At 37.7% G+C, this 22596-nt stretch carries 20 protein-coding genes, 1 pseudogene and 2 other annotated features (1 of these 23 running past the window's edge); of the genes and pseudogenes, 18 read left to right on the plus strand and 3 right to left on the minus strand.

The features are described 5' to 3' along the window. Positions 1-90: a binding site (T-box leader), on the plus strand; it begins 155 nt to the left of the window's first position. Positions 91-143: 53 nt separating this feature from the next. Together ileS and ACIQYS_RS07535 are read left to right on the plus strand one after the other, a co-directional pair. Further along, the gene (ileS, locus tag ACIQYS_RS07530) at positions 144-3233 is read left to right on the plus strand and encodes an isoleucine--tRNA ligase (RefSeq protein ID WP_402977030.1); all 3090 of its coding nucleotides are present in this window, start codon (positions 144-146) and stop codon (positions 3231-3233) included. A gap of 91 nt (positions 3234-3324) precedes the next feature. Further along, positions 3325-3900 carry a GNAT family N-acetyltransferase gene (locus tag ACIQYS_RS07535; RefSeq protein WP_402977033.1) on the plus strand — a complete coding sequence of 192 codons (576 nt, stop codon included), beginning with the start codon at positions 3325-3327 and terminating at the stop codon, positions 3898-3900. A gap of 550 nt (positions 3901-4450) precedes the next feature. Here the strand turns inward: ACIQYS_RS07535 and ACIQYS_RS07540 are convergent. Beyond that, complete coding sequence (locus ACIQYS_RS07540) at positions 4451-4960, minus strand: DUF3231 family protein (RefSeq protein ID WP_402977036.1); 510 nt, start codon at positions 4958-4960, stop codon at positions 4451-4453. Between the two features lie 270 nt (positions 4961-5230). Next, positions 5231-5448 (plus strand) — a binding site (T-box leader). A gap of 79 nt (positions 5449-5527) precedes the next feature. Here ACIQYS_RS07540 and trpD point away from each other — a divergent pair. Genes trpD through trpA form a run of 5 tightly spaced genes read left to right on the plus strand, consistent with a single transcriptional unit; the run spans position 5528 to position 9917 of the window. Further along, positions 5528-6556 (plus strand): anthranilate phosphoribosyltransferase, encoded by a 1029-nt coding sequence (gene trpD, locus ACIQYS_RS07545; RefSeq protein ID WP_402977039.1) that lies wholly within the window; start codon positions 5528-5530, stop codon positions 6554-6556. Continuing rightward, positions 6556-7347 carry an indole-3-glycerol phosphate synthase TrpC gene (gene trpC, locus ACIQYS_RS07550; protein ID WP_402977042.1) on the plus strand — a complete coding sequence of 264 codons (792 nt, stop codon included), beginning with the start codon at positions 6556-6558 and terminating at the stop codon, positions 7345-7347. Before trpD ends, trpC begins: the two co-directional genes overlap by 1 nt. Further along, a complete protein-coding gene (locus tag ACIQYS_RS07555; RefSeq protein WP_402977045.1) occupies positions 7344-7946 on the plus strand; it encodes a phosphoribosylanthranilate isomerase in 603 nt (200 codons plus the stop codon). Before trpC ends, ACIQYS_RS07555 begins: the two co-directional genes overlap by 4 nt. Before the next feature lie 4 nt (positions 7947-7950). Further along, positions 7951-9141 (plus strand): tryptophan synthase subunit beta, encoded by a 1191-nt coding sequence (trpB, locus tag ACIQYS_RS07560; RefSeq protein WP_402977047.1) that lies wholly within the window; start codon positions 7951-7953, stop codon positions 9139-9141. Beyond that, positions 9138-9917 carry a tryptophan synthase subunit alpha gene (trpA, locus tag ACIQYS_RS07565; RefSeq protein WP_402977050.1) on the plus strand — a complete coding sequence of 260 codons (780 nt, stop codon included), beginning with the start codon at positions 9138-9140 and terminating at the stop codon, positions 9915-9917. Before trpB ends, trpA begins: the two co-directional genes overlap by 4 nt. A gap of 149 nt (positions 9918-10066) precedes the next feature. Here trpA and ACIQYS_RS07570 read toward each other — a convergent pair. Beyond that, a pseudogene (locus tag ACIQYS_RS07570) lies at positions 10067-10347 on the minus strand (DUF2277 domain-containing protein). A gap of 151 nt (positions 10348-10498) precedes the next feature. On the opposite strand from ACIQYS_RS07570, the gene ACIQYS_RS07575 reads away from it, so the two are divergent. Beyond that, positions 10499-11383, plus strand: coding sequence for a GNAT family N-acetyltransferase (locus tag ACIQYS_RS07575; protein WP_402977053.1), 885 nt, complete (start codon positions 10499-10501; stop codon positions 11381-11383). A 5-nt stretch (positions 11384-11388) separates the two neighbouring features. Here ACIQYS_RS07575 and ACIQYS_RS07580 read toward each other — a convergent pair whose 3' ends face one another. Continuing rightward, complete coding sequence (locus ACIQYS_RS07580) at positions 11389-11604, minus strand: hypothetical protein (protein ID WP_402977056.1); 216 nt, start codon at positions 11602-11604, stop codon at positions 11389-11391. Between the two features lie 90 nt (positions 11605-11694). Here ACIQYS_RS07580 and ACIQYS_RS07585 point away from each other — a divergent pair, with 90 nt between their 5' ends. The 10 genes from ACIQYS_RS07585 to ACIQYS_RS07630 all read left to right on the plus strand — a co-directional run bounded on the left by ACIQYS_RS07585 (position 11695) and on the right by ACIQYS_RS07630 (position 22203). Then, positions 11695-12180 (plus strand): tetratricopeptide repeat protein, encoded by a 486-nt coding sequence (locus ACIQYS_RS07585; protein WP_402977059.1) that lies wholly within the window; start codon positions 11695-11697, stop codon positions 12178-12180. A gap of 103 nt (positions 12181-12283) precedes the next feature. After that, positions 12284-12658: a cytochrome-c oxidase gene (locus tag ACIQYS_RS07590; protein WP_402977062.1), complete on the plus strand. Its 375-nt coding sequence runs from the start codon at positions 12284-12286 to the stop codon at positions 12656-12658. Positions 12659-12894: 236 nt separating this feature from the next. Beyond that, positions 12895-13683 carry a helix-turn-helix domain-containing protein gene (locus ACIQYS_RS07595; protein WP_402977065.1) on the plus strand — a complete coding sequence of 263 codons (789 nt, stop codon included), beginning with the start codon at positions 12895-12897 and terminating at the stop codon, positions 13681-13683. 237 nt (positions 13684-13920) lie between these two features. After that, positions 13921-15159, plus strand: coding sequence for an LL-diaminopimelate aminotransferase (locus ACIQYS_RS07600; RefSeq protein ID WP_402977068.1), 1239 nt, complete (start codon positions 13921-13923; stop codon positions 15157-15159). A gap of 13 nt (positions 15160-15172) precedes the next feature. Next, complete coding sequence (dapF, locus tag ACIQYS_RS07605; protein WP_402977071.1) at positions 15173-16045, plus strand: diaminopimelate epimerase; 873 nt, start codon at positions 15173-15175, stop codon at positions 16043-16045. Between the two features lie 4 nt (positions 16046-16049). Then, positions 16050-17375 (plus strand): type I glutamate--ammonia ligase, encoded by a 1326-nt coding sequence (gene glnA / locus ACIQYS_RS07610; RefSeq protein ID WP_402977074.1) that lies wholly within the window; start codon positions 16050-16052, stop codon positions 17373-17375. 53 nt (positions 17376-17428) lie between these two features. Beyond that, positions 17429-19279, plus strand: coding sequence for an asparagine synthase (glutamine-hydrolyzing) (gene asnB, locus ACIQYS_RS07615; RefSeq protein ID WP_402977077.1), 1851 nt, complete (start codon positions 17429-17431; stop codon positions 19277-19279). A 230-nt stretch (positions 19280-19509) separates the two neighbouring features. Next, on the plus strand, positions 19510-19953 hold the full coding sequence (locus ACIQYS_RS07620) for a MarR family winged helix-turn-helix transcriptional regulator (RefSeq protein ID WP_402977080.1): 444 nt from the start codon (positions 19510-19512) through the stop codon (positions 19951-19953). A gap of 68 nt (positions 19954-20021) precedes the next feature. Further along, on the plus strand, positions 20022-20840 hold the full coding sequence (locus ACIQYS_RS07625; protein WP_402977083.1) for an MBL fold metallo-hydrolase: 819 nt from the start codon (positions 20022-20024) through the stop codon (positions 20838-20840). Positions 20841-20946: 106 nt separating this feature from the next. Next, the gene (locus ACIQYS_RS07630; protein WP_402977086.1) at positions 20947-22203 is read left to right on the plus strand and encodes an MFS transporter; all 1257 of its coding nucleotides are present in this window, start codon (positions 20947-20949) and stop codon (positions 22201-22203) included. Positions 22204-22596: the final 393 nt, after the last annotated feature.

Here is a 22596-nt window from a genome sequence, read left to right on the forward strand (position 1 = left end):
CGCGTATGATAGTACGTGGCTAAGTGCTATTGCAGAACTAAAATGTTGCAATAGAATTAGGGTGGTATCACGGTTAAACCCGTCCCTTTTTACAGGGACGGGTTTTTTGTATGTTTTATTAATAAAATGAGGAGTGATACCAAATGGTTAAGGAAAACGAAAAAGAAACTGCTTTAAAGCGAGAGGAGCGCATTCGACTGCATTGGCAGCAAAATGAAATCTTTCAAAAATCCGTGGAAAATCGAGAGGGTAGCCCTTCTTTTGTGTTTTATGAAGGTCCACCGACTGCCAATGGATTGCCGCATGTTGGTCATGCATTAGGACGTACGATCAAAGATGTCGTTGCAAGATATAAAACAATGACTGGACATCAAGTAGTACGGAAAGCCGGTTGGGATACACACGGCTTACCGGTCGAGCTCGGAGTCGAAAAGCAATTGGGGATTTCTGGTAAAAGCGAAATTGAAAAGTATGGAGTAGAAGCATTCATAGAAAAATGTAAAGAGAGTGTTTTTGTTTATGAAAAACAATGGAGAGAGTTTACGGAAAGTCTTGGTTATTGGGTGGATATGGATGATCCGTATTTGACATTAAGCAATGCCTATATAGAAAGCGAATGGAATATACTCGGTACTATTCATGAAAAAGGACTACTCCAAAAAGGTCATAGAGTATCTCCGTACTGTCCTAGCTGTCAAACTTCTCTCAGCTCGCATGAAGTGTCACAAGGATATAAGATGGTAAAAGATTTATCGGCAATAGCTAAATTTAAAATAACGGATCGAGACAATGAATACTTTCTTGGATGGACTACAACGCCTTGGACTTTACCCGCAAATGTGGCACTCGCAGTTCATCCTTCGTTGAAATATGTTCGTGCTAAACAAGGGCAAAACATTTTCATCGTAGCAGAAGCATTGGCAAGTTCGGTATTAAAGGAGGAATATGAAATACTTTCTGTCCATCTTGGCGCAGAATTTAAAGATATTTCATATACACCATTATTTGATTTTGTAAATGTAGAAACCGGACATAAAGTAGTGACTGCTGACTATGTGTCCGCAGAAAGTGGAACAGGGATTGTTCATATTGCGCCTGCTTATGGGGAAGATGACTACAAAGTAGTAAAAGAAAATGGATTATCTTTTGTCCATGTAGTTGACGAAAAAGGAAAGTATACTCCGGAAGTGGTCGATTTTGAAGGCCGATTTGTGAAGGATTGCGATGTGGATATTGTTCGTTACTTAGCTGCGAAAGATTTACTTTTCAGCAAAGAAAAGTACGAACATAGCTACCCCCATTGTTGGCGTTGTGATTCTCCTCTCTTGTATTATGCAAATGAAAGCTGGTTTATCCAAACAACTGCTTTGAAAGAAAAGTTTATTCAAAACAATGAAGGGGTTACTTGGCATCCGGAACATATTAAGCACGGGAGATTTGGAAACTTTTTAGAACAAATGGTGGACTGGAACATCAGTAGAAAACGTTATTGGGGAACCCCGCTTAATGTTTGGGAATGTGCGGAATGTAATTATGAATATGCACCAAAAAGCATAGAAGAATTAAAGCATCATTCGATTGATCCATTAGATGAGATTGAATTGCATAAGCCCTATGTAGATGAAGTGAAGCTTCATTGTTCCAATTGTGGAGGGATTATGACTAGAACACCCGAAGTCATCGATGTTTGGTTTGATAGTGGTTCTATGCCATTTGCCCAATATCATTATCCATTTGAAAATAAAGAGCTATTTGAAAAACAATTTCCAGCGGATGTAGTAATTGAAGGAATCGACCAAACACGTGGGTGGTTTTATAGCTTGCTGGCAGTATCTACTCTTTTTACAGGTAAAGCGCCTTATAAACGAGTACTCTCGACGGGTCATATTTTGGATGAAAACGGGCAAAAAATGTCTAAGAGCAAAGGAAATGCGCTAGATCCGGTAGAGTTAATTCAAAAGTATGGAGCGGATGCATTAAGATGGGCATTATTAGTCGATAGTGCTCCTTGGAATACAAAACGTTTTTCGGAGCGTATCGTGCAAGAAGCTAAATCGAAATTAGTAGATACACTAGACAATGTGCATAGTTTTTATTCGTTGTATACGAATTTAGATAATTACAACCCTAAAACAGACGTTAAAATGAAGAAAAACAAATTGGACGATTGGATATTATCGCGTTTGCATAGCACGATTAAAGCAGTGCGAAATAGCTTAGATGATTATCAATTTACAAACGCTGCAAGAGAAATTGCAAAATTGTTAGAGCAAGTCAGCAATTGGTATGTAAGACGTTCTAGGGAGCGCTTTTGGTCCAGTGGCATGAATCCAGAAAAGGCGGCTGCTTATAAAACGCTCTATGAGGTTTTAACAACGACTAGCCAGTTGTTAGCACCACTCACTCCTTTTATTGCAGAGGATGTGTTTATGGCATTAACAGGTGACAGCGTACATTTATCCGCTTTCCCGGTGCATGATGAATTACGGATTAATGAACAGCTTGAAAAAGAAATGGATGCGGTGTTGCAAGTTGTAGAGCTAGGTAGAAGTATTCGAAATACGACTTCATTGAAAGTAAAACAACCATTAGGCATTCTATCACTAATGAGTACAAATAAGAATCCTAACTGGAAACTATACGAAGATATTATTAAAGATGAGTTAAATGTGAAGCAATTGAAACAAACGGAAAATGATGCGCAATTTGTTTTAACAAAGATAAAACTAGATTTCAAAAAATCAGCTGCTAAGTTTGGAAAATGGTCGAATGCAATTAATACTTTGCTTCAAAGTTTAGACGAGAAACAAGCCAAACAATTCATCCAGGCGGGCTTTATAGAAATAATGTTAGAGAAAAACTTTCAAGTAATGGTGGAGGATGTCCTGATTGAAAAAGTAGCGAAAGAAGGATATGCTTCTGCGACAAATGGGGAGTATACCGTAACTTTAGATCTCACTTTAACGGAAGAACTAATACAAGAAGGAATGGCTCGCGAATTAATCAGAGCGATACAAGCGTATAGAAAACAATTGGATCTACCAATTGATATGCGTGTTGATATTGCCGTAGCTACTGATGATGAACTTCAAGTAGTAATCAAAAAGTATAAACAGACGCTGCAAAAGAACCTATTAATGCGCAATTTATTGATAACAGAAAATGCAATCGAAGGAACAGCAATTAAAATAGCAAGCCATACAATTTTATTACAAATAACACCTGTAAATTGAGACTATCGCTTTTGAAATGGGGTATTAGCACTGGATCTAATACCCTATAATTATTTTTAATTAACTCATCATAGTATTAGGAGGTTTTTAAATGTTTTCATTTAATGTAGATAATCAAATAGAAATAGAGTTATTACAACAGCAGCACAAGGAGGAATTATTTAATCTAGTTAATACTAACAGAGAGCATTTACGAAAATGGCTACTTTGGGTAGATAAGAGGAAAACAGTAGAGGATTTTGAACCAATCATTCCAATTTGGATAAATAATTATGCTAATAATAATGGATTTGATGCTGGGATTAGATATAATGGAGAGCTTGTTGGAATGATTGGTCTCCATTTCATTGATTGGAAGAATAAATCAACGAGTATTGGTTATTTTTTGTCCGAGAAGGACCAAGGAAAAGGCATCATTACTAAAAGCGTACAGACATTAGTAAAATACCTTTTTGAAGATTTGGATTTACATAGAATTGAAATTCAGGTTGCAGTAAATAACCTGAAAAGTACAGCTATTCCAACAAGACTGGGATTTGAAGAAGAAGGAATTAAACGAGACGGACAATGGCTATATGACCACTATGAAGACTTGATAACATTTAGTTTATTAAAGAGTGATTGGGAAAATAGCATAAATAATAAAGTAGAGGGGAATAGATCGTAAAAAAGATATTGAGAACAGTTCTAATATTACTTCTGGCTATCCGACGTTTACATATCCTGAAGAATCTTGGGAAATCGCACATACAAATGATTAGCAAAATAAAGTCTAGTAAAGAACTCCAAGTGATTTTTGAAAATGAATCTGAAATTGTTTACAGCTATTTGTTAAAAAGGATAGTGTAGAACAAATTGATTTATTAATTGATATTACAAGTACACTAGCCTTGCATTAGATTAATCTCTATTTTAAAAATTCACAAAATGTCACTAAAATTGTGCATAAAAAAAGCCCTTTTTAATGGATAAAGGCAGGTGGTAACCCGTCCAAATCCACTAATAAAAGAACTAACTCATGGACAAGATTTCAGTACAAACTTCATTTGGACAATGGTTTTCATTACTGCGATTTGCGTAGCCTCCCGTAACGGTGCCTACACGCTTAGTGATTGGTGTCCGCTTTGTAAGAGAAGATGGGATGTTGTTTCCAGAAAAACCAACTATTGAGTCATAGTTAAAGGGCAATCAGTATTAGATTGCCCCAGGGAATTAGTTTATTTATCTGGAAAGTCTACGTGTAATGGAGGAGGGATAAGCCAACCTTTACTTTTATTAAGTCTTAAAAGCTTTGCACCTAGTTGTGCTTTAGTCATATGGAACTGTCCATACATTAATGCGATATCTTCCCTAATGCATTGTCCCATAGCTTGACTGCATGCGACTAATCCAGCAGCGACATCAATGGAAAGTGCAGCACTGATTTCAGGATCATTAAATCTTGCTCCGATAGGGATATCCTCTAATCTAGCAACCGGACGCTCTGGTGGTGCAGGAGGAAGCCCAATACCATTGATTTTTAATATTTTTTCTAATTGGTTGTTTTCTTCTTTCATACATTGGATTGATTCTTCAATCATTTTTTCTAAATCTTCATCACCAGTGTGGTTGAAAAAGGTTTGGTATGCAGCAATCAACCCATTGTTTGTAGCTAGATTTGTCCATATGGCGAACACTTCACCATAATGTAACGGTTCATCTTTTGGATTTCCACTTAATATTCCCATATTGCACTCCCTGTCTTTCATGATTTTTCATACAGTGATTAGTTTGTGCGAACTAAAGGTATTTATACAATGAAAGGAATACAATTGTACTATCGGATGGGTAAAAAATAGGGAAAATAAATGTTTCTCTAATTCACATAAAAATTATTTGACAATTAGAAGTGTTGCTACTATCATAGACAGTAACTTAAATGTTCGGATACGGGTAGAAGATGTCGGTAGCGAGATCGCCCATAGAACAGTTGAGCCGAGACTAGATGAGTATAGCAGAGAAATTATTTGAATAAGAAGAGTAGCACTTGTGTGCAATTTAGAGAGTCAGTGGTTGGTGAGAACTGATTTGTAGCAAGTGTGAATGGACTTATGAGAGCTACTTTGAAAACGAGCAGTCGTTTTAGAAGTAGACGTGGTTCCTACGTTACAGGAATTGAAGTGGGAGTGGGAACGCTCCAACAAGAGGTGGCACCGCGGTTAAAACCGTCCTCTTCAAAGGGATTTTTTGAATTCCTTTGAAGAGGACTTTTTTTATTCCCAAAAAAGTTAAGCAGAGCAGAGGAGAGACTTGAGATGAGAGAGTTTATTGAAAAAGTAGAGAAACAGGAGCACTTACAATATGAAGAGATGATCGATGCTTCTCGATTATTATTTAGTGAAACAACCGAACTACAACAAATTGCTGATTTTCTAATCGCACTATCTAATAAAGGAGAAACAGCAACCGAAGTAGCAGCTCTAGCTACTGTTATGAAGTCGTTTGCGCTAAAACTGAATGAACCAGTAGGAAATTATATGGATAACTGCGGAACTGGAGGAGACGGTTTAAAAAGCTTCAACATTAGTACGACTTCGGCCTTTGTACTAGCAGGAGCTGGAGCATCTATTGCAAAACACGGAAATAGGAAAATTTCAAGTGCGGCAGGCAGTTCAGATGTATTAGAAGCGCTAGGTATAGATACCAATATCTCTGTAGATGCATCCATGGATTTACTTGCACGAGAAGGACTTACTTTTCTTTATGCACCAAGTGTTCATCCGAAATTAAAACGTATTGGGTTAGTTCGGCAACAAATTGGAAAGCCGACGATTTTCAATCTGATTGGACCTTTAACAAACCCAATTGAACTCGCGACCCAGTATACAGGCATTAATAGACCGGACTTTACGATGGAATATGCAACTGTTTTGCAGATGCTGGGAAGAGAACGTGCAATAGTTGTTTGCGGGGCTCTAGGGATGGACGAAGCATCTTTAGCAGGAAAAAACTCTTTTGTACTTGTGGATAAAGGGGATTTAATCCCTTTCTCATTAACACCTGAGGATGTTGGTCTAAAAGCTGCTCCAGTATCAGCAATCCGAGGTGGAAATGCAGTAGAGAATGCCAAAATCATGAAATCAGTGTTGCAAGGGGAACGTAGCCCATTTTTTGACACAGTCATTTTCAATGCAGGTGTTGGTATATATGCAAATGCGATGGTAGGCACTATTCAAGAAGGTGTAAAACTTGCAGCGGATAGTATTTTGTCAGGCAAGGCACTTGCAAAATTAGAAGCGGTTATCGAGTTCAGCAACAATGCACGCAAACAGGAGGTAGTATGATGGTAACGATTTTAGATAAAATATTAGTCGAGAAAAAGAAACAAATCGAGATCATGCTAGAGCAACTTGCTCCAAACGAAGAAAAAGGAGTAGAACGTCCTTCTTTATTTGATCGATTATACCATAGTGAGCATTTGCAAGTCATTTCCGAAATAAAACGTGCTTCTCCTTCTAAAGGTTTGATTGTGGATGGCGTAAACCCAGAAGCGCAAGCGAAAGCCTATTATGAGGCAGGTGCAGCTTGTATATCTGTTTTGACAGATACTCCATTTTTCAAAGGGTCTTTCGAAGATCTAGTAGAGGTTGCAAATGCAGTTCCTATTCCTTTATTATGTAAAGATTTTATTATTCATCCTGTTCAAATTGATCATGCTAAAAATGCTGGGGCATCTGTCGTACTTTTGATTGTTGCAGCACTAAGTAAAGAAGAGCTAAATGAACTTTATCAATATGCAACTAATCTAGGGCTAGAAGTACTTGTCGAGGTGCATGACGCGGAAGAATTGAATAGTGCATTGCAGCTTGGTGCAAAGATAATTGGCGTAAATAATAGAGATTTACGTACATTTGATGTAGACCTTGCTCGGACGGAAGAGATTGCTTCTATTTTTCCTTTTCATGAAGAACGAGTACTCATTAGCGAAAGTGGCATTTGGAAAACGGAAGATGCAGTGCGAGTTGCAAAAGTTGGCGCCAGTGGAGTGCTAGTTGGAGAGTCCCTTATGCGAAGTGGCAATGTTGAAATTGCACTTCGTTCCTTACAAGTGGAGCGAGGGGGCATAACGAAATGACAAAAGTAAAAATTTGCGGATTAATGGAAAAAGAGCATGTGGCAGCTGCTGTTGAAGCCGGGGCTGATGCAATTGGATTTGTTTTTGCCCCTAGTAAGCGGCAAATCACGGTAGAAGTGGCACATGAATTATCGAAAAATATACCTTCATCGGTGTTGAAAATTGGCGTTTTTGTCAATCCAACACATGAAGAACTGGAAAAAGCTTATCGTGAAGTACCGCTAGATATTATTCAATACCACGGGAATGAAAGTCCAGATTTTATACAATCAACGAATTACCCTTCAATTAAAGCATTGTCGGTACGAAGTGAAGAGGATGTCGAAAGGGCAAAGCAATATAATACGGACTTTTACTTATTTGATGCACCTCAAGCTGGAAGCGGCATTACATTTGATTGGCAGCTAATGCAAGGGCTTGAAGTTCCACAGGAAAAAGTAATTTTAGCAGGCGGACTAAATGCAGAAAATGTAGCCGAGGCAATTCAGAGAGTAAAACCTTATATGGTGGATGTTTCTAGTGGAGTCGAGCAAAATGGCGTAAAAGACAACGAATTGATTCGTACGTTTATACATTCGGCAAAAGATGAGGAGAGATGAGCAAATGGTACAAACAACATCGAGTAGATTTGGAAAATTCGGAGGGCAATTCGTTCCAGAAACATTAATGACGGCACTGATCGAGTTAGAAACAGCTTATGAGGATGCTAGATTAGATCCCACTTTTATCGAAGAGGTAAATTATTACTTAAAGGATTATGTTGGACGAGAAAATCCTCTTTATTTTGCAGAACGTTTGACACGTCAGATTGGGGGAGCAAAAATTTATTTAAAACGTGAAGATTTAAACCATACAGGAGCACATAAAATTAATAACACAATCGGGCAAGCTTTACTAGCAAAGCGGATGGGGAAAAAGAAAATTGTAGCAGAAACTGGTGCAGGACAGCACGGTGTAGCTACTGCAACTGTTTGTGCCTTATTTGATATGGAATGTGTTGTGTTTATGGGGAAAGAAGATGTTCGCAGACAGGAGCTAAACGTATTCCGGATGGAACTTCTGGGTGCAAAAGTCGTGTCCGTAGATCAAGGTTCTGGAACGCTAAAAGATGCTGTCAATGAAGCTCTCCGCTACTGGGTGTCAAATGTAGAAGATACGCATTATATATTAGGTTCTGCACTAGGGCCACATCCTTTCCCTAAAATTGTACGTGACTTCCAACGAGTTATTGGAGTGGAAACGAGAAGACAAATAGTAGAAAAAGAAGGGCGTTTACCGGATGTAGTTGTAGCATGCGTTGGTGGTGGTAGTAACTCAATCGGTATGTTCCATCCTTTTATTGAAGATGAAAAGGTTGCATTATATGGTGTTGAAGCTGCAGGTAGTGGAATTGAAACAGGTAAACACGCCGCAGCAATTGCAGGTGGTAGAGAAGGTGTACTGCACGGGGCATACATGTATGTGTTACAAGATGACGATGGATTGATCAAAGAAGCGCATTCCATTTCTGCCGGACTCGATTACCCAGCTGTTGGACCTGAGCATTCCTATTTACACGATATAGGCCGAGTAACCTTTACTTCCGTAACTGACAATGAGGCACTCGAAGGATTACAATTGCTTGCAAAAACAGAAGGAATTATTCCAGCTTTAGAAAGTGCACATGCTATTCACTTTGCGACGGGTTTAGCTAAAACAATGAGTGAAGATGAGATTGTGGTCGTATGTTTATCAGGACGTGGGGACAAAGACGTGCATACTGTTCGAGAAGCACTTGGAGGTGGGCAGGAATGACTAAAACAACATTAACTGAAGCAATACAAAAACGCTTGAACGAAGGGGAAAAAGCATTTATTCCTTACATTATGGGAGGGGACGGGTCTTTAAAAGAACAAATCCTATTCCTTCAATCAGCAGGAGCTACTGCAATCGAGGTTGGCATCCCATTCTCCGATCCAGTTGCGGATGGTCCGACGATTCAACGAGCTGGAGAACGTGCACTTCAAAATGGCCTCACATTGCGAACTATTTTAGAAGAATTAACTGTCATTCGAGATGAAGTGACGATTCCACTTATTATCATGTCTTATATAAATCCGATATTAAGCTATGGGATAGATGCGTTTGCACAAGCATGTACAAAAAGCGGAGTTTATGGTTTGATTGCACCAGATGTACCTCTAGAAGAAAGTGAATTATTGGAAAATGCATTACTAGAGACAGATGTTGCACTTGTCCAACTTGTTTCGCTAACAAGCCCACCTGGACGTATTGAAAAAATTGTCGCTGCTGGAGAGGGCTTCATTTATGCAGTTACAGTTAATGGTATTACGGGAGTAAGAGATGGGTTTAATGACCAATTAGAACAACATTTGAAGCATTTGAAAAACATTAGTCCAGTTCCGGTTCTTGCTGGATTCGGTATTTCTACACCGGAACAAGTAAAATCGGTTGGCTCCTTGGCAGATGGCGTTATTGTTGGAAGCGCGATTGTCGAAGCGTTTCATCAGAATGAGTTGGAGAAAATACAAGAACTAGTACAAGCTTCTAAAAAGGAAGTACTTAACTAAAGAAATGGTCCTTTGATGTGAAATCAAAGGGCTCTTTTTTGGTTTTGTCGCATTGGTCGGTGGTTTAGTCGCGTTCAGGATTATTATTCCAATAATAAAAAATATAGAGCTGCTCCTAACTGGGAAGCCCTAGAAGATTACTACAGAAATTATGAAATTTGGCCGGTTCCAAATCTTTTTGCGTTACTCACTCGAGCCTGTTCCGCTTCAACCTCTCGATCACGAGGTTCTGCACTAGTCTGTAGTGAGTTTAGCAAATTTCTAGTGATAACGGACACTTCCTCCACAGCTTTATGAAAACATACCTCATTTACTTTTAAAGGCTTATTGTAACAGAAACTTTCCGTACATATTGCAGGGCATCCGTTTAAATTTCGTCGTCGGTAGATGGTGGATCAAAATTATAGAGTGTTTTAATATTTCGGCACATATTATTCTCCTCTATAATTGTGTTATTTTCTTGAATGTACCATATTCCTATTCTGTCAAGTTTATTTACTTACAAATAGCATTATAATAGATTATAATAAATAGAATGATTAAAATATTTAGAAATATTCATTGGAATGAGGATAATAAAAATGACTATTATAATAAGTTCACCTATAGACATTGAAAAACTTTCACTTTTTTTAGAAGAAATGAACAAAAAAACAGAAAGTCATATCGGTTATTGTGGGGAAATGAACGAAGAGATTGCTCATACTTTACTCCATGAGTTCTCTGATGTTGATATTACCCAAAGTTTTGTAGTTGCGTATGAGAATGAAGAAATCGTTGGAGCATTAGGTTTCGATATAAACGAAGAAAATAAAAGTGCGGAAGTATGGGGACCTTTTATTAATAATGAAAGCCAGTATCCAGGGCTTGCAGATGCGTTATGGGGAAAAGTGAATACATTGTCTGGTATTGAGCTGAATGAGTTTTCGTTTTTTGTGAATAAAGAAAATACATTCGTACAGCAGTTTGCGAGCAATAAAAAGGCAGTTAATAAAGGAAGTCATCTACTATTAAAAGCTTTTCGTAACGATTTAGGTGAAGTTGATTTAGCACAGATAAAATCATATGAACATCCTTATAAAGATTCCTTTACGAGCCTTCATGAAGCTACTTTTACCAATACATACTATGATGCGTCTGAAATACTTAATCGATTAAGTGATCATCATCAATTACTTGTAATGATTGATGATAATAGAAAGATTAAAGGATATGTTTATATAGAAGCAAGCCCGGAGCATAAAGAAGGAACGATTGAATATATTGCTGTATCCGCTGAATATCGAAAACAAGGGATTGGGACAAAACTAATCCGAGCTGCTTTATCCTATCTTTTTTCTTTCAAAGAAATCGAAGAAATTTCATTAATCGTTGCAAAAGTTAATAATAAAGCCATCCATCTATATAAAGCGGCTGGATTTACCGAAGTGCATGAGCTTATTTATTACCAGAAAAGCTTGAAATAAAGGAATTACAGAGTATTTGGTGTTTTTTCTTCATATTCAGTTTCATGTTTTGTATCTTGAATCCTTTTTTCTTGTTTAACGTTTGGATTATTTCCGGTCATTAAATCATCGAAAGGTGTATAACGACTGGAAGGAATGCGTTTAATTTTATACATTCTATAAATAACAAATAAGAAAAGAACAAGATAGATGAGAGCAAAGACGATACTCATTATATTCATACGAACATTCACTCCTTTTTAGTATATATTCTATGAAAGGGTGTAAAATCCCTTTAAAAAGGAAAATAAGCGGTTTAAAGGAGAAAATAAATGAACAAAGAATTGCAACTAGCAATTGCTTTACGAACAGAAGGGAAGCTCAAGGAATCAAACAAATTACTTTTACAAATGATAGAAAAGTATCCTCATGATGCATTTCTTAACTACCAGTGTGCTTGGAGTTTTGATGTATTAGGAGAAGAGTCAAAAGCTGTGCCTTATTATGAACATGCGATTGAATTAGGACTTCCCGATTTGGAGTTGGAAGGTGCCTTGTTAGGTTTAGGAAGTACATACAGAACATTAGGAGAATATGAGAAGTCTAAAAGTGTATTTCTTAAAGGTATACAACTGTTTCCAAACAATAAAGCAATTCAAGTTTTTTACTCGATGACTCTTTACAATTTAAACGAACATCATCAGGCTATGGAAGTATTATTAAAATGCTTAGTAGATACAACTACTAATAAAGAAATTTTGAATTATGAAAGAGCGATTCGTTTCTATTCTGATAAACTAAATGATATTTGGCTATAAAATGGACAACCCATTATTTTACAAACTAAGCATACTCTTTTTCTTTCGTAAATAGAATATATAAGAACTAATTATTTTATTATACGAAAGGAGAAAGGTTGGTATGGCTGTTCGGTTTATCAAGATTGCGGTTGTCTATTTTGTCATTGGAGTTCTTTTAGGTCTGTACATGTCCATGGCGCACGATTATGCACTGAAAGGAGTACATGTTCACATCAATTTATTGGGCTGGGCTTCATTTGCTCTTGCAGGAATCATATATCATTTATTCCCAAGTTCCAGTAACAACATGTATGCAAAATTGCATTTTTGGAGTGGAAATATCGGACTTCCGGTAATGATGATTGCACTGACAGTACTTATTCTGAACGGAGCAGAAGTTGCGACGGTCTTTACTGCGATTGGTGGAGTGTTAGTCGTGTTTAGTGTGATTATGTTCGCTATTAATGTATTCATGAACGTCCGGTCTACAAATTAGTATAGAAGAATAAAAAGCAGAACTGTTATTTTATTTACTCAACTTTCGCACCTGATTAAAGCATTTTAATCCAAGGATTTCTCTCTATTAAAGTTGAGTAAATGATAAATAGAATGTGAGCTCTCATTGTATTTAATGCAAGAGAGCTTTTTTATATTCGTATAAAATTCTATATATATCTCAGTTGCAGAAACTTGTAAATTTAGTATAAAATAAATGAGCAAAGGGGGAGTTAGATGCTCTATATAAATCCAGATCAATTTATTTTGAAACCAGCATTTGCGACTATTCATTGTGAACCGAACTGGAAATGGAGAAAGCGTGATAAACCGATGCCGAATTATGATTTGTTCTACGTATGGAACGGTGAAGGAAAAGTAGTATTAAATGATAAGCCATATAATGTGGAAAAAGGACACTGTTTTCTTTTTAAACCTGGTGATTTAACAACTGCAATTCATAATCCTCAAAACCCTCTTATCTTAACCTATATTCATTTTGATATAACTGAAACACCTCGACTGGTTCCACCAGCTCATCGGATCATAGAAAATACAATTATCTTCGAATCTTTATTAACTCAATACGTTCGTTTGTTTTTAGTGAAAACGTTTGGTGCGGAAATAGAAGCCAAGCTAATATTGAAGCAATTGATGATACACTTATTAAGAGAAGAACTAGAAAAAGAAGAACAAATAAATGATATGAGTAATCGTTTATCAGAAACCATTCGAGAAATTGCCAATTTTATTCAGCAACATCCTGGAGAACCACATACAATTGAAAGCTTAGCAACACGTGCAAATTTATCCCAACGATATTTCTCCGAGAAATTTAAACAGATTATCGGACAGACAGTTAAATCTTATATCTTACATACGAGGATAAAAAGAGCGGAGCATTTATTGCATTTTACAGGTATGACAGTAACTGAGACAGCCTATGCCCTTGGCTATAATGACCTTCACTTTTTTAGCAGACAATTTAAAAAATACACAGGAAAAAACCCATCAGAAGTTCGATAATTAACAACATATTAATTTTTTTGGAGTACTTAGAAAAGCGGACCGCTTTTTGAGTACTCCTTTTTTGTGCTTTAGATCAGCTTTTTTTCAGACCTACATAAAAGTGCAAATGTTTATTTAATTGGTCTAAATAAATTTGATTTTCAGAATGTTAGTATAAAAAACAAGAACAAGAAGATATCGAGTTTGAACGAAAATTTTATGAGTAAAATGGCTTAATTTGTTGGAGGAATAGAGATGGCAAATGATTATTTACAAATGCTATTTGCAGATCGAATTGGTGGATCACAATTTGGCTTGAAAAAAGAAATTTACAAATTCGAAAAAATAAAAAGGGCAAAAAGAGAAGTAATAGTAGCAAATCCAACTATGCAATTGATTGATCTCGGTGTTGGAGAACCTGATTCGATGGCAGATCAATCGGTTGTAAAGAAGTTAGCTGCAGAAGCTAGTAAATGCGAAAATCGCTTTTATGCAGATAATGGGATCCGTGAATTTAAAATCGCTGCAGCAACATATATGAAAGAAGTATTTTCTATTGATGACCTTGATCCGGAAACAGAGATCAATCATGCGATTGGTTCCAAGTCTGCACTAGCAATGCTTCCAACCGCCTTTATAAACCCAGGGGATATTACGATTATGCCGACTCCAAACTATCCCATTTTAGGGACTCATACAAAATATTTAGGAGGAGAGGTTGTTCATCTACCACTACTTGCAGAGAATTCATTTCTACCAGAGCTAGATTCATTGAGTGAAAGTGTGTTAAAAAGAGCAAAGTTGCTTTACTTAAATTACCCAAATAATCCAACGGGTGCTGTTGCGAGTGGGGAGTTTTTTGAAGGAGTCGTCCGATTTGCGAAGGAGAATGAATTGATTGTTATCCATGATGCTGCTTATGCCGCACTTGTTTTTGATCAAGAACGTCCCTTAAGTTTCTTATCTATTCCAGGTGCCAAAGATGTTGGGATCGAACTACATTCTTTATCCAAATCCTTCAATATGACAGGTTGGAGGATTGGCTTTATAGCAGGTAATGCTAAACTCGTTTCCGCGTTTGCAACTGTGAAGGATAACTATGATTCAGGCCAATTTATCCCGATTCAAAAAGCAGCTGCACATGCACTATTACATCCAGAATTAACGGAGAGAGTAGCTGCAAAATATTCAAGGCGTCACGATCTTCTTGGGGAAATATTACGTGCGTGTGGATTTGAAGTAGAAAAACCAAAAGGATCTTTTTTCTTATATACGAAGATTCCGAAGTCAGTAGTAAATGGACCAAGGTTTCAGTCAGCAGAGGAATTTAGCAAGTATTTAATTAAGGAGCATTTAATCTCTACTGTTCCATGGGATGATGCCGGACCATATGTCCGCTTTTCAGTAACCTTTCAAGCAGATGGTATCGAAGAGGAACAGCAAATATTAGAAGAAATTAAAGCAAGACTTTGCAAGTCTAAATTCATTTTTTAAGGAGGGGAGAAAAGTGTTGTTTACGAAAATGCACGGATTGGGAAACGCGTATGTGATTTTTAATCAATTGGAAGATGATATGAGAAATCAAGACTTTCACAAGCTTGCTAAAGACATCTCAGATGTGAATTTCGGAATTGGATCTGACGGGATAATACTCATCTGTTCATCAAAAACTGCTGACTTTCAAATGAGAATTTTTAATGAAGATGGTTCAGAGGCACAGAACTGTGGAAATGGTTTGCGCTGTGTATCTAAGTTTCTTTTTGACCAGAAATATGCCACAACACCACGTTTTACGATTGAAACATTAGGCGGTGTTGTGACTGTGGAGGTGGAGCAGCATCATGAACAACTAGTGGAATATGTCACGGTTGATATGGGTGAACCGAAACTGTTAAAAGGAATGATCCCAATGGTAGGTGATCCATTCATTGCGGCCATTAATGAACCGTATTCATTTGGAGAGGCAACGCATCATCTTACTTGTGTATCAATGGGAAACCCCCATGCGATCATGTTTGTGGATGATGTAAATGCATTCCCATTAGAAAAAATCGGTCCGATCATTGAACATTCTAGCCTATTTCCGGAACGAGTTAATGTTGGAATTGTTCATGTTAAAAATCGACAAGAGCTTGATTACCGAGTATGGGAGCGAGGGTCAGGTATTACGATGGCATGTGGAACAGGGGCTTGTGCAGCAGTAGTAGCCGCCACATTAAATGAATTACTTGATAAATATAAACCAGTAACGGTCCATCTTCCAGGTGGAACTTTGACGGTAAAATGGGATGAACATGGGCATGTATGGAAAAGGGGAGAAGCAACTTATATATGTCAAGGTGAGAGGGATTTAAATCTACAAAAGAATCTAGGAGGATGATGAAATGAATAGAGAAACTATATTAGAAATGGTAAAAGAACATAATGTTCGATATATTCGCCTACAATTTACTGATATATTTGGAACAATTAAAAATGTGGAAATTCCAGTTAGTCAGTTGTCGAAAGCACTGGATAACAAAATGATGTTTGATGGTTCGTCTATTGAAGGTTTTGTTCGTATTGAAGAGTCTGATATGTATTTATATCCTGACTTAAATACATTCGTTATTTTCCCATGGACTGCCGAAAAGGGAAAAGTAGCCAGGTTCATTTGCGATATACATCACCCCGACGGAACCCCATTTGAGGGAGATCCCCGCAATAACCTTAGAAGAGTATTAAAAGAAATGGAAGAAATGGGCTTTACTAATTTCAATGTTGGACCTGAACCGGAATTTTTCTTATTCAAACTGGATGAAAAAGGGGAACCGACACTCGAACTGAATGACCATGCTGGATATTTCGATCTTGCCCCAACAGATTTAGGAGAAAATTGCAGACGTGATATTGTTTTAGAATTAGAAGAAATGGGATTCGAAATCGAAGCTTCCCATCATGAAGTAGCCCCTGGCCAACATGAAATTGACTTTAAATATCAAGATGCATTAAAAGCTTGTGATGATATTCAAACATTTAAACTCGTTGTAAAAACCATTGCTCGTAAACATGGATTACACGCAACGTTTATGCCAAAACCATTATTTGGTGTAAACGGATCGGGTATGCATGCAAATTTAAGCTTGTTTAAAGGAAAAGAAAATGTTTTCTATGATCCAACAGCATCATTAGAAATTAGTGATTCAGCTAGGAACTTTTTAGCAGGAATATTAAAACATGCACAAAATTTCACTGCGATTACTAACCCAACGGTTAATTCTTATAAAAGATTGGTGCCTGGTTATGAAGCGCCATGTTATGTTGCTTGGTCAGCAAGAAATAGAAGTCCGTTAATTCGTATTCCTGCTTCCCGAGGTTTAAGTACACGTGTCGAAGTTCGTAGCGTCGATCCAGCGGCAAATCCATATTTAGCAATGGCGGTTTTATTGGCTGCTGGGTTAGATGGTATTAAAAATAAAATAATGGCTCCGGAGCCGATCAATCGAAATATTTATGTGATGTCAAAAGCTCAGCGAGAAGAATGTGGAATTATAGATTTGCCTGCTACTTTGGCGCAGGCTCTTGATTATTTAAAAGCAGATCCAGTTATTACGTCCGCATTAGGTGATCATTTATTAGCTCATTTTGTGGAGGCGAAAGAAATCGAATGGGATATGTTCCGCACACAAGTCCATCCGTGGGAACGCGAACAATATATGACACATTATTAATAGATTAGTAGTGAAGTAAGGAGAAAAAAACTTTTAAGAAAGAGTGATGACGAGTGTGTGGAATAACAGGATGGATTGATTGGCATCAAGATTTAACACAACAAGTATTCATCGTGAAGAAAATGGCTAATACCTTATCGAAGCGGGGGCCAGATGCTTCTAATGTATGGAGCTCACGCCATGTTTTACTTGGTCATACACGACTTATCGTTGTCGATCCCACAGGGGGTGCGCAGCCGATGGCAAAGGAAAAAAATGATACTGTATATACGATTGTATATAATGGAGAGCTTTATAATACGGAAGACATTCGGAAGGAGTTACTGAAAAGAGGATACTCTTTTCAGTCTTACTCCGATACGGAAGTATTACTTACTGCGTATATCGAATGGGGTGAGAAATGTGTAGAGCATCTAAATGGAATTTTCTCCTTTGCAGTTTGGGATCAAAGCCTTGAACAGCTTTTTATAGCAAGAGATCGTCTCGGTGTCAAACCACTATTTTACCGTGAAGAAAATGGATCATTACTATTCGGATCAGAGATTAAAGCGGTCATTGCACACCCAAAAGTAAAACGGGAGATTGAGCGCGGGGGACTACAGGAAATTTTCGGATTAGGTCCATCTCGGACACCCGGACATGGCGTATTTCGGGGTATAAAGGAACTTCGCCCAGCACATGCATTGACTTTTAATCGAAATGGATTGAAATCGTGGCGTTATTGGAATGTTGAAAGTAGCCATCACGACCATACACTAGATGAAACGGTGGAGCGCGTATTATTCCTTGTCAAAGATGCAATTGAACGCCAACTAGTTGCAGATGTTGCTGTATGTACATTTTTATCAGGTGGAATTGATTCAAGTGCGATTAGTGCGATTGCTGCTCATTATTATAAGGAGAAAGGAATGGGCCCCCTCCAAACCTATTCGATTGATTTTGAACAAAACAATCAATATTTTAAAGCTAATTCTTTTCAGCCTGATGAAGATGGACCATGGATACGAAAAATGCAACAATATTTAGGTTCGAACCATCATGCAGCGGTTATAATAAATGACCAGCTTGCAAATCTCTTGGAAGATGCGGTATTGATGAGAGATCTACCAGGAATGGCAGATGTTGATTCTTCACTATTATGGTTTTGTGAACAAATAAAACAGAATCATACAGTCGCATTATCAGGAGAATGTGCGGATGAAATCTTCGGTGGATATCCATGGTTCTATCAAACAGACATTTTACATTCGAACGGATTTCCATGGATGAGGTCAGAGGAGGAAAGGCAAGATCTGTTACTCCCGCATTGGCAAAAGCGCCTTGACCTGAAAGAATACGTAAATGAGCGGTACAAGGAAACCATTGCTGAAGTCCCACAATTAGCAGGGGAAACACAAGCTGAAGCACGAAATAGAGAAATGTTTTATTTAAATATGATTTGGTTTATGCCAACATTGCTTGAACGAAAAGACCGTATGAGCATGGGAGCGAGCCTAGAGGTACGTGTCCCATTTGCTGATCACCGCCTCGTTGAATATGCATGGAACATCCCTTGGGAGATGAAAATGCTGAATGGCCATGAGAAGGGAATATTACGAAAAGCATTAGAAGGAATCCTGCCTGATGAAGTGCTTTATCGTAAAAAGAGTCCATATCCGAAGACACACCATCCAAACTATATGAAACTAGTGAAAGCTAAGTTAAACAATATCATTAATGATAAAACATCCCCAATATTAGAACTAGTTTCTAAGCAAAAAGTAGCCGATATCCTAGAATCAGACGGATCCTCTTTCAAAGCCCCTTGGTTCGGGCAGCTAATGACTGGCCCGCAGCTTATTGCCCATCTAACTCAAATTAATTTTTGGCTAAAACATTATAATATTAACATTATCGATAACTAGACGTGCACTGGGGGGGGGCTGGCCACCAATGCATATATATAATTTTAATAGAATGGCGGGTATTATGGATGAGCGACTTGTATCATTAAATAGTGTCTGGATTATGTTAGGTGCAATCAAACCTATTTATATGCTAAATATACCTTGTATACAAATTACTAGTATACAAGGTATTTTTGATGTATTATAATCAAATTAATCAGAAAATTTAAAGAAATTGTGGGATATTCATGGAAAAATTCGATATCTGTGTTCATTTTCTTTTAAGTAAAGCATTGCAAAGTGTGAATCAAGTGAGTAAATCCAAACTCTCCTCCTTTGGTGTGACGCCTGTTCAATATGCGCTGCTGCGTCTCCTTTGGAAAAAGGATGGACAATTTGGTTATGAGTTAGCTAAAAAACTGCTTCTAGACAGTGCAACTATAACAGGTATCATTGACCGGCTAGAACAAAACGGGTTTATAGAGCGACAAGTTGATCTCTATGATCGCAGGAACAAGGTGGTTTTTCTAACAGAGAAAGGGAAATCTATAGAGGCTTCATTATGTCAAAAGATGAATGAAATGAATAATGAAGTAATGTCCAATTTTGATGACGAGGAGATTCAGTTATTTAAGAAAATGCTCTTTAACATGGGAATAACTAATAAGAATAAGGAAGGCAAACTGAAATGATTGACGATTATGATGTAATTAGATTTAAAGTTAATATGTCATGATTAATAGGATAGGAGAGTGAGCCCGTGATAAATGTATATGAAAAAGAGGACGTAATTTGTATAGAGGGTAGCAATGGGGAATCTGGTCACAAAGGCAGAACAGTTTATGAATTTTTAGTAGACGGTATGTTAATTGATACAGGATTCAAACACATTGAATCCGATCTAATTCCATTTTATGAAAATCATTCTATCGAGCTAGTCACACTAACCCATAGTCATGAGGATCATTCAGGAACAGCTTCATGGTTCCAAGATAACCGAAATGTTCCAATCTATGTTCATGAAAAAGGAATTAGTATTTGCGCCGAACAATGCCCGTATCCAAAATATCGGCAGTTGACTTGGGGGGTGCGAAAACCGTTTACAGCTTTGCCTCTTGGAGAGACTATTCAAACCGGCAGGCAAGAGTGGAAAGTGATTTATACTCCAGGGCATGCAGATGACCATATCGTACTTTATCATAAAGAAACAGGTAGGTTATTTACAGGTGATTTATTTGTGGCACCGAAGACAAAGGTCATTATGGAAACCGAATCAATTCCAGTGATAATGGACTCCATCCGAACGTTGCTCTCCTATGATTTTGGATCCATTTTTTGTAGCCATGCTGGGTACATACAGGACGGAAAAAAGGTGTTAAAACAAAAGCTAAATTATCTTGAGAATCTTTGTGAGCAAGTTAAAAATCTTCATAAACAAGGACTCTCAATAAATGAAATCAATAAAAGTATTTTTCCGAAGAAATACCCAATTGTTGAAGTTTCTGGGGGTCAATGGGACTCTATTCATATCATTTCTTCCATTGTTTCAAAGGAAAGCTTATTAAATCCTAACATATAAATTTATTATGTTAGATATTTTTCCAAGTACACTTATTTCATATTTTATAAGTTTACTATATATTAATCGCAAAACTGTTGATGCTTATCGCGAAGGGGGGAGCACATTGATAACAAGTGGCAGAGGTACATATTATGGGTGGTACATTGTTGCATCGGCGTCCGTGATTGTTTTACTTACCATGGGGTTGCGGATGGGGATCGGTCCATTTGTTGCGCCGATGATGTTAGATTTGGCATTGTCTAGAACAGAATTTTCACTCATTGTTTCAATCGGAATGATAGTTTATGGATTAGGGATGCCTCTGGCTGGATATCTTTTAAAACGTTTCAGCACCCGTTTCGTCTTGTTAACTGGCTTGATCACCGTTTGTGCATCGATATTATGGACGATAAGTTCAAAAGGATTGTTTTCGTTTCTACTTTCTTTCGGTATTTTTCTATCCCTTGGTCTTGCGTTTTTAAGCAATATTGCTTTGGCACCGATCATTAGCAAGTGGTTTGTTCAACAAAGGGGAAAAGCTCTCTTTTATCTGTCCACAGGTGGAATGGCAGGAATCGCTATTATGACACCTGCTGAAACGCTACTAGTTCAGCTGGTCGGGTGGCAGCAGACACTTCTAATATTTGGAGGGATTTTCATTTGTGTGGTGCTACCCTCAGCTATCTTCATAATACGAGAAGACGTACCAGACGGGGCCGATGGTGCTACAGTTCGCGGGGGGAAAATCAAACAGGACATCCAACTGGAAATTTCATGGAAAGATGCTACTAAGACACGGGCTTACTGGCAACTCGTCATCGGTTTGTTTGCCTGCGGTTTTGGTATGAATTTAATAGGGTCCCACGCAGTCCCTATGTTGGTAGATCATCATTTTGAGCCTATTACTTCCTCTTTCGGCGTTGGGGTAATTGGGCTTGTAGCGATATTTAGCACTTTATTCTTAGGATCAATCTCAGATCGCTATCCTCGAAAAAACATTCTCTTTTTGGTCTATTTTGTTCGTGGGATGGGGATTCTCGGTTTAGTATTAGTGGTCACTCCATGGCAACTCTATTTAGTGGCAGCTACAGGAGGATTGGTGTGGGCAGGTTCGATTGCCATGACCTCTGCGATTCTGAGCGATTTATATGGGGTTCGTTTGCTTGGGATTTTAAATGGATGGGCTTTTTTCGGGCATCAGATCGGAGGAGCACTTGGTTCATTTATAGGTGGATGGGGATATGAGACGTTTGGAACGCATGTATTAGCATTTGGACTAGCAGCTTTTATTTCCCTTATTGCTAGTGCTGCATCTTACTATTTGCCTGAAAAAATTACATTTCCTAAGTATTTTGAAATTGATAATGGACGTTCCCTATGAAAGATAGAGTATTCTTATGACTAATTTTTTTCTTAACAGAGTGGTTGAATTATTATTCTAAGATATTAATAGTTTTAGGGGTTGATGTTGTTGAAACGTATAGAAGAATTAAAGAAGATGATAGCTGGTGAGAATCCTGCACCACCAATAGCTTAATTACTAGGGATAGAATTACTAGAGGTGGAAAAAGGAATGGTTGTATTGGAAATGGAAGCCTCAGAAAAGTACACAATCCAATGGGAACACTTCATGGGGGCGTACTCTATGATTTAGCTATGGGTTATGCTTTCTTTAGTACACTGGCTGATGAAGAACTATTTACTATCGTGTAGATTAAGTTGAATTTCCTTAAACCAATTTGGGAAGGTAAACTTCGAGCAGAAAGTAAAATAA

This window comes from Psychrobacillus sp. NPDC096426 (assembly GCF_044762745.1).
Classification (GTDB): Bacteria; Bacillota; Bacilli; order Bacillales_A; family Planococcaceae; genus Psychrobacillus.

Excerpts from the sequence above, each read along its gene's own strand:
- ACIQYS_RS07620 (WP_402977080.1), top strand. The coding sequence starts at position 19,510 with ATGGAAAAATTCGATATCTGTGTTCATTTTCTTTTAAGTAAAGCATTG.
- ACIQYS_RS07540 (WP_402977036.1), bottom strand. The coding sequence starts at position 4,960 with ATGGGAATATTAAGTGGAAATCCAAAAGATGAACCGTTACATTATGGT.
- trpC (WP_402977042.1), top strand. The coding sequence starts at position 6,556 with ATGGTAACGATTTTAGATAAAATATTAGTCGAGAAAAAGAAACAAATC.
- ACIQYS_RS07595 (WP_402977065.1), top strand. The coding sequence starts at position 12,895 with ATGCTCTATATAAATCCAGATCAATTTATTTTGAAACCAGCATTTGCG.
- ACIQYS_RS07600 (WP_402977068.1), top strand. The coding sequence starts at position 13,921 with ATGGCAAATGATTATTTACAAATGCTATTTGCAGATCGAATTGGTGGA.
- trpB (WP_402977047.1), top strand. The coding sequence starts at position 7,951 with ATGGTACAAACAACATCGAGTAGATTTGGAAAATTCGGAGGGCAATTC.
- ACIQYS_RS07535 (WP_402977033.1), top strand. The coding sequence starts at position 3,325 with ATGTTTTCATTTAATGTAGATAATCAAATAGAAATAGAGTTATTACAA.
- trpA (WP_402977050.1), top strand. The coding sequence starts at position 9,138 with ATGACTAAAACAACATTAACTGAAGCAATACAAAAACGCTTGAACGAA.
- ACIQYS_RS07575 (WP_402977053.1), top strand. The coding sequence starts at position 10,499 with ATGACTATTATAATAAGTTCACCTATAGACATTGAAAAACTTTCACTT.
- ACIQYS_RS07590 (WP_402977062.1), top strand. The coding sequence starts at position 12,284 with ATGGCTGTTCGGTTTATCAAGATTGCGGTTGTCTATTTTGTCATTGGA.
- glnA (WP_402977074.1), top strand. The coding sequence starts at position 16,050 with ATGAATAGAGAAACTATATTAGAAATGGTAAAAGAACATAATGTTCGA.
- ACIQYS_RS07580 (WP_402977056.1), bottom strand. The coding sequence starts at position 11,604 with ATGAATATAATGAGTATCGTCTTTGCTCTCATCTATCTTGTTCTTTTC.
- ileS (WP_402977030.1), top strand. The coding sequence starts at position 144 with ATGGTTAAGGAAAACGAAAAAGAAACTGCTTTAAAGCGAGAGGAGCGC.
- ACIQYS_RS07555 (WP_402977045.1), top strand. The coding sequence starts at position 7,344 with ATGACAAAAGTAAAAATTTGCGGATTAATGGAAAAAGAGCATGTGGCA.
- trpD (WP_402977039.1), top strand. The coding sequence starts at position 5,528 with ATGAGAGAGTTTATTGAAAAAGTAGAGAAACAGGAGCACTTACAATAT.
- ACIQYS_RS07585 (WP_402977059.1), top strand. The coding sequence starts at position 11,695 with ATGAACAAAGAATTGCAACTAGCAATTGCTTTACGAACAGAAGGGAAG.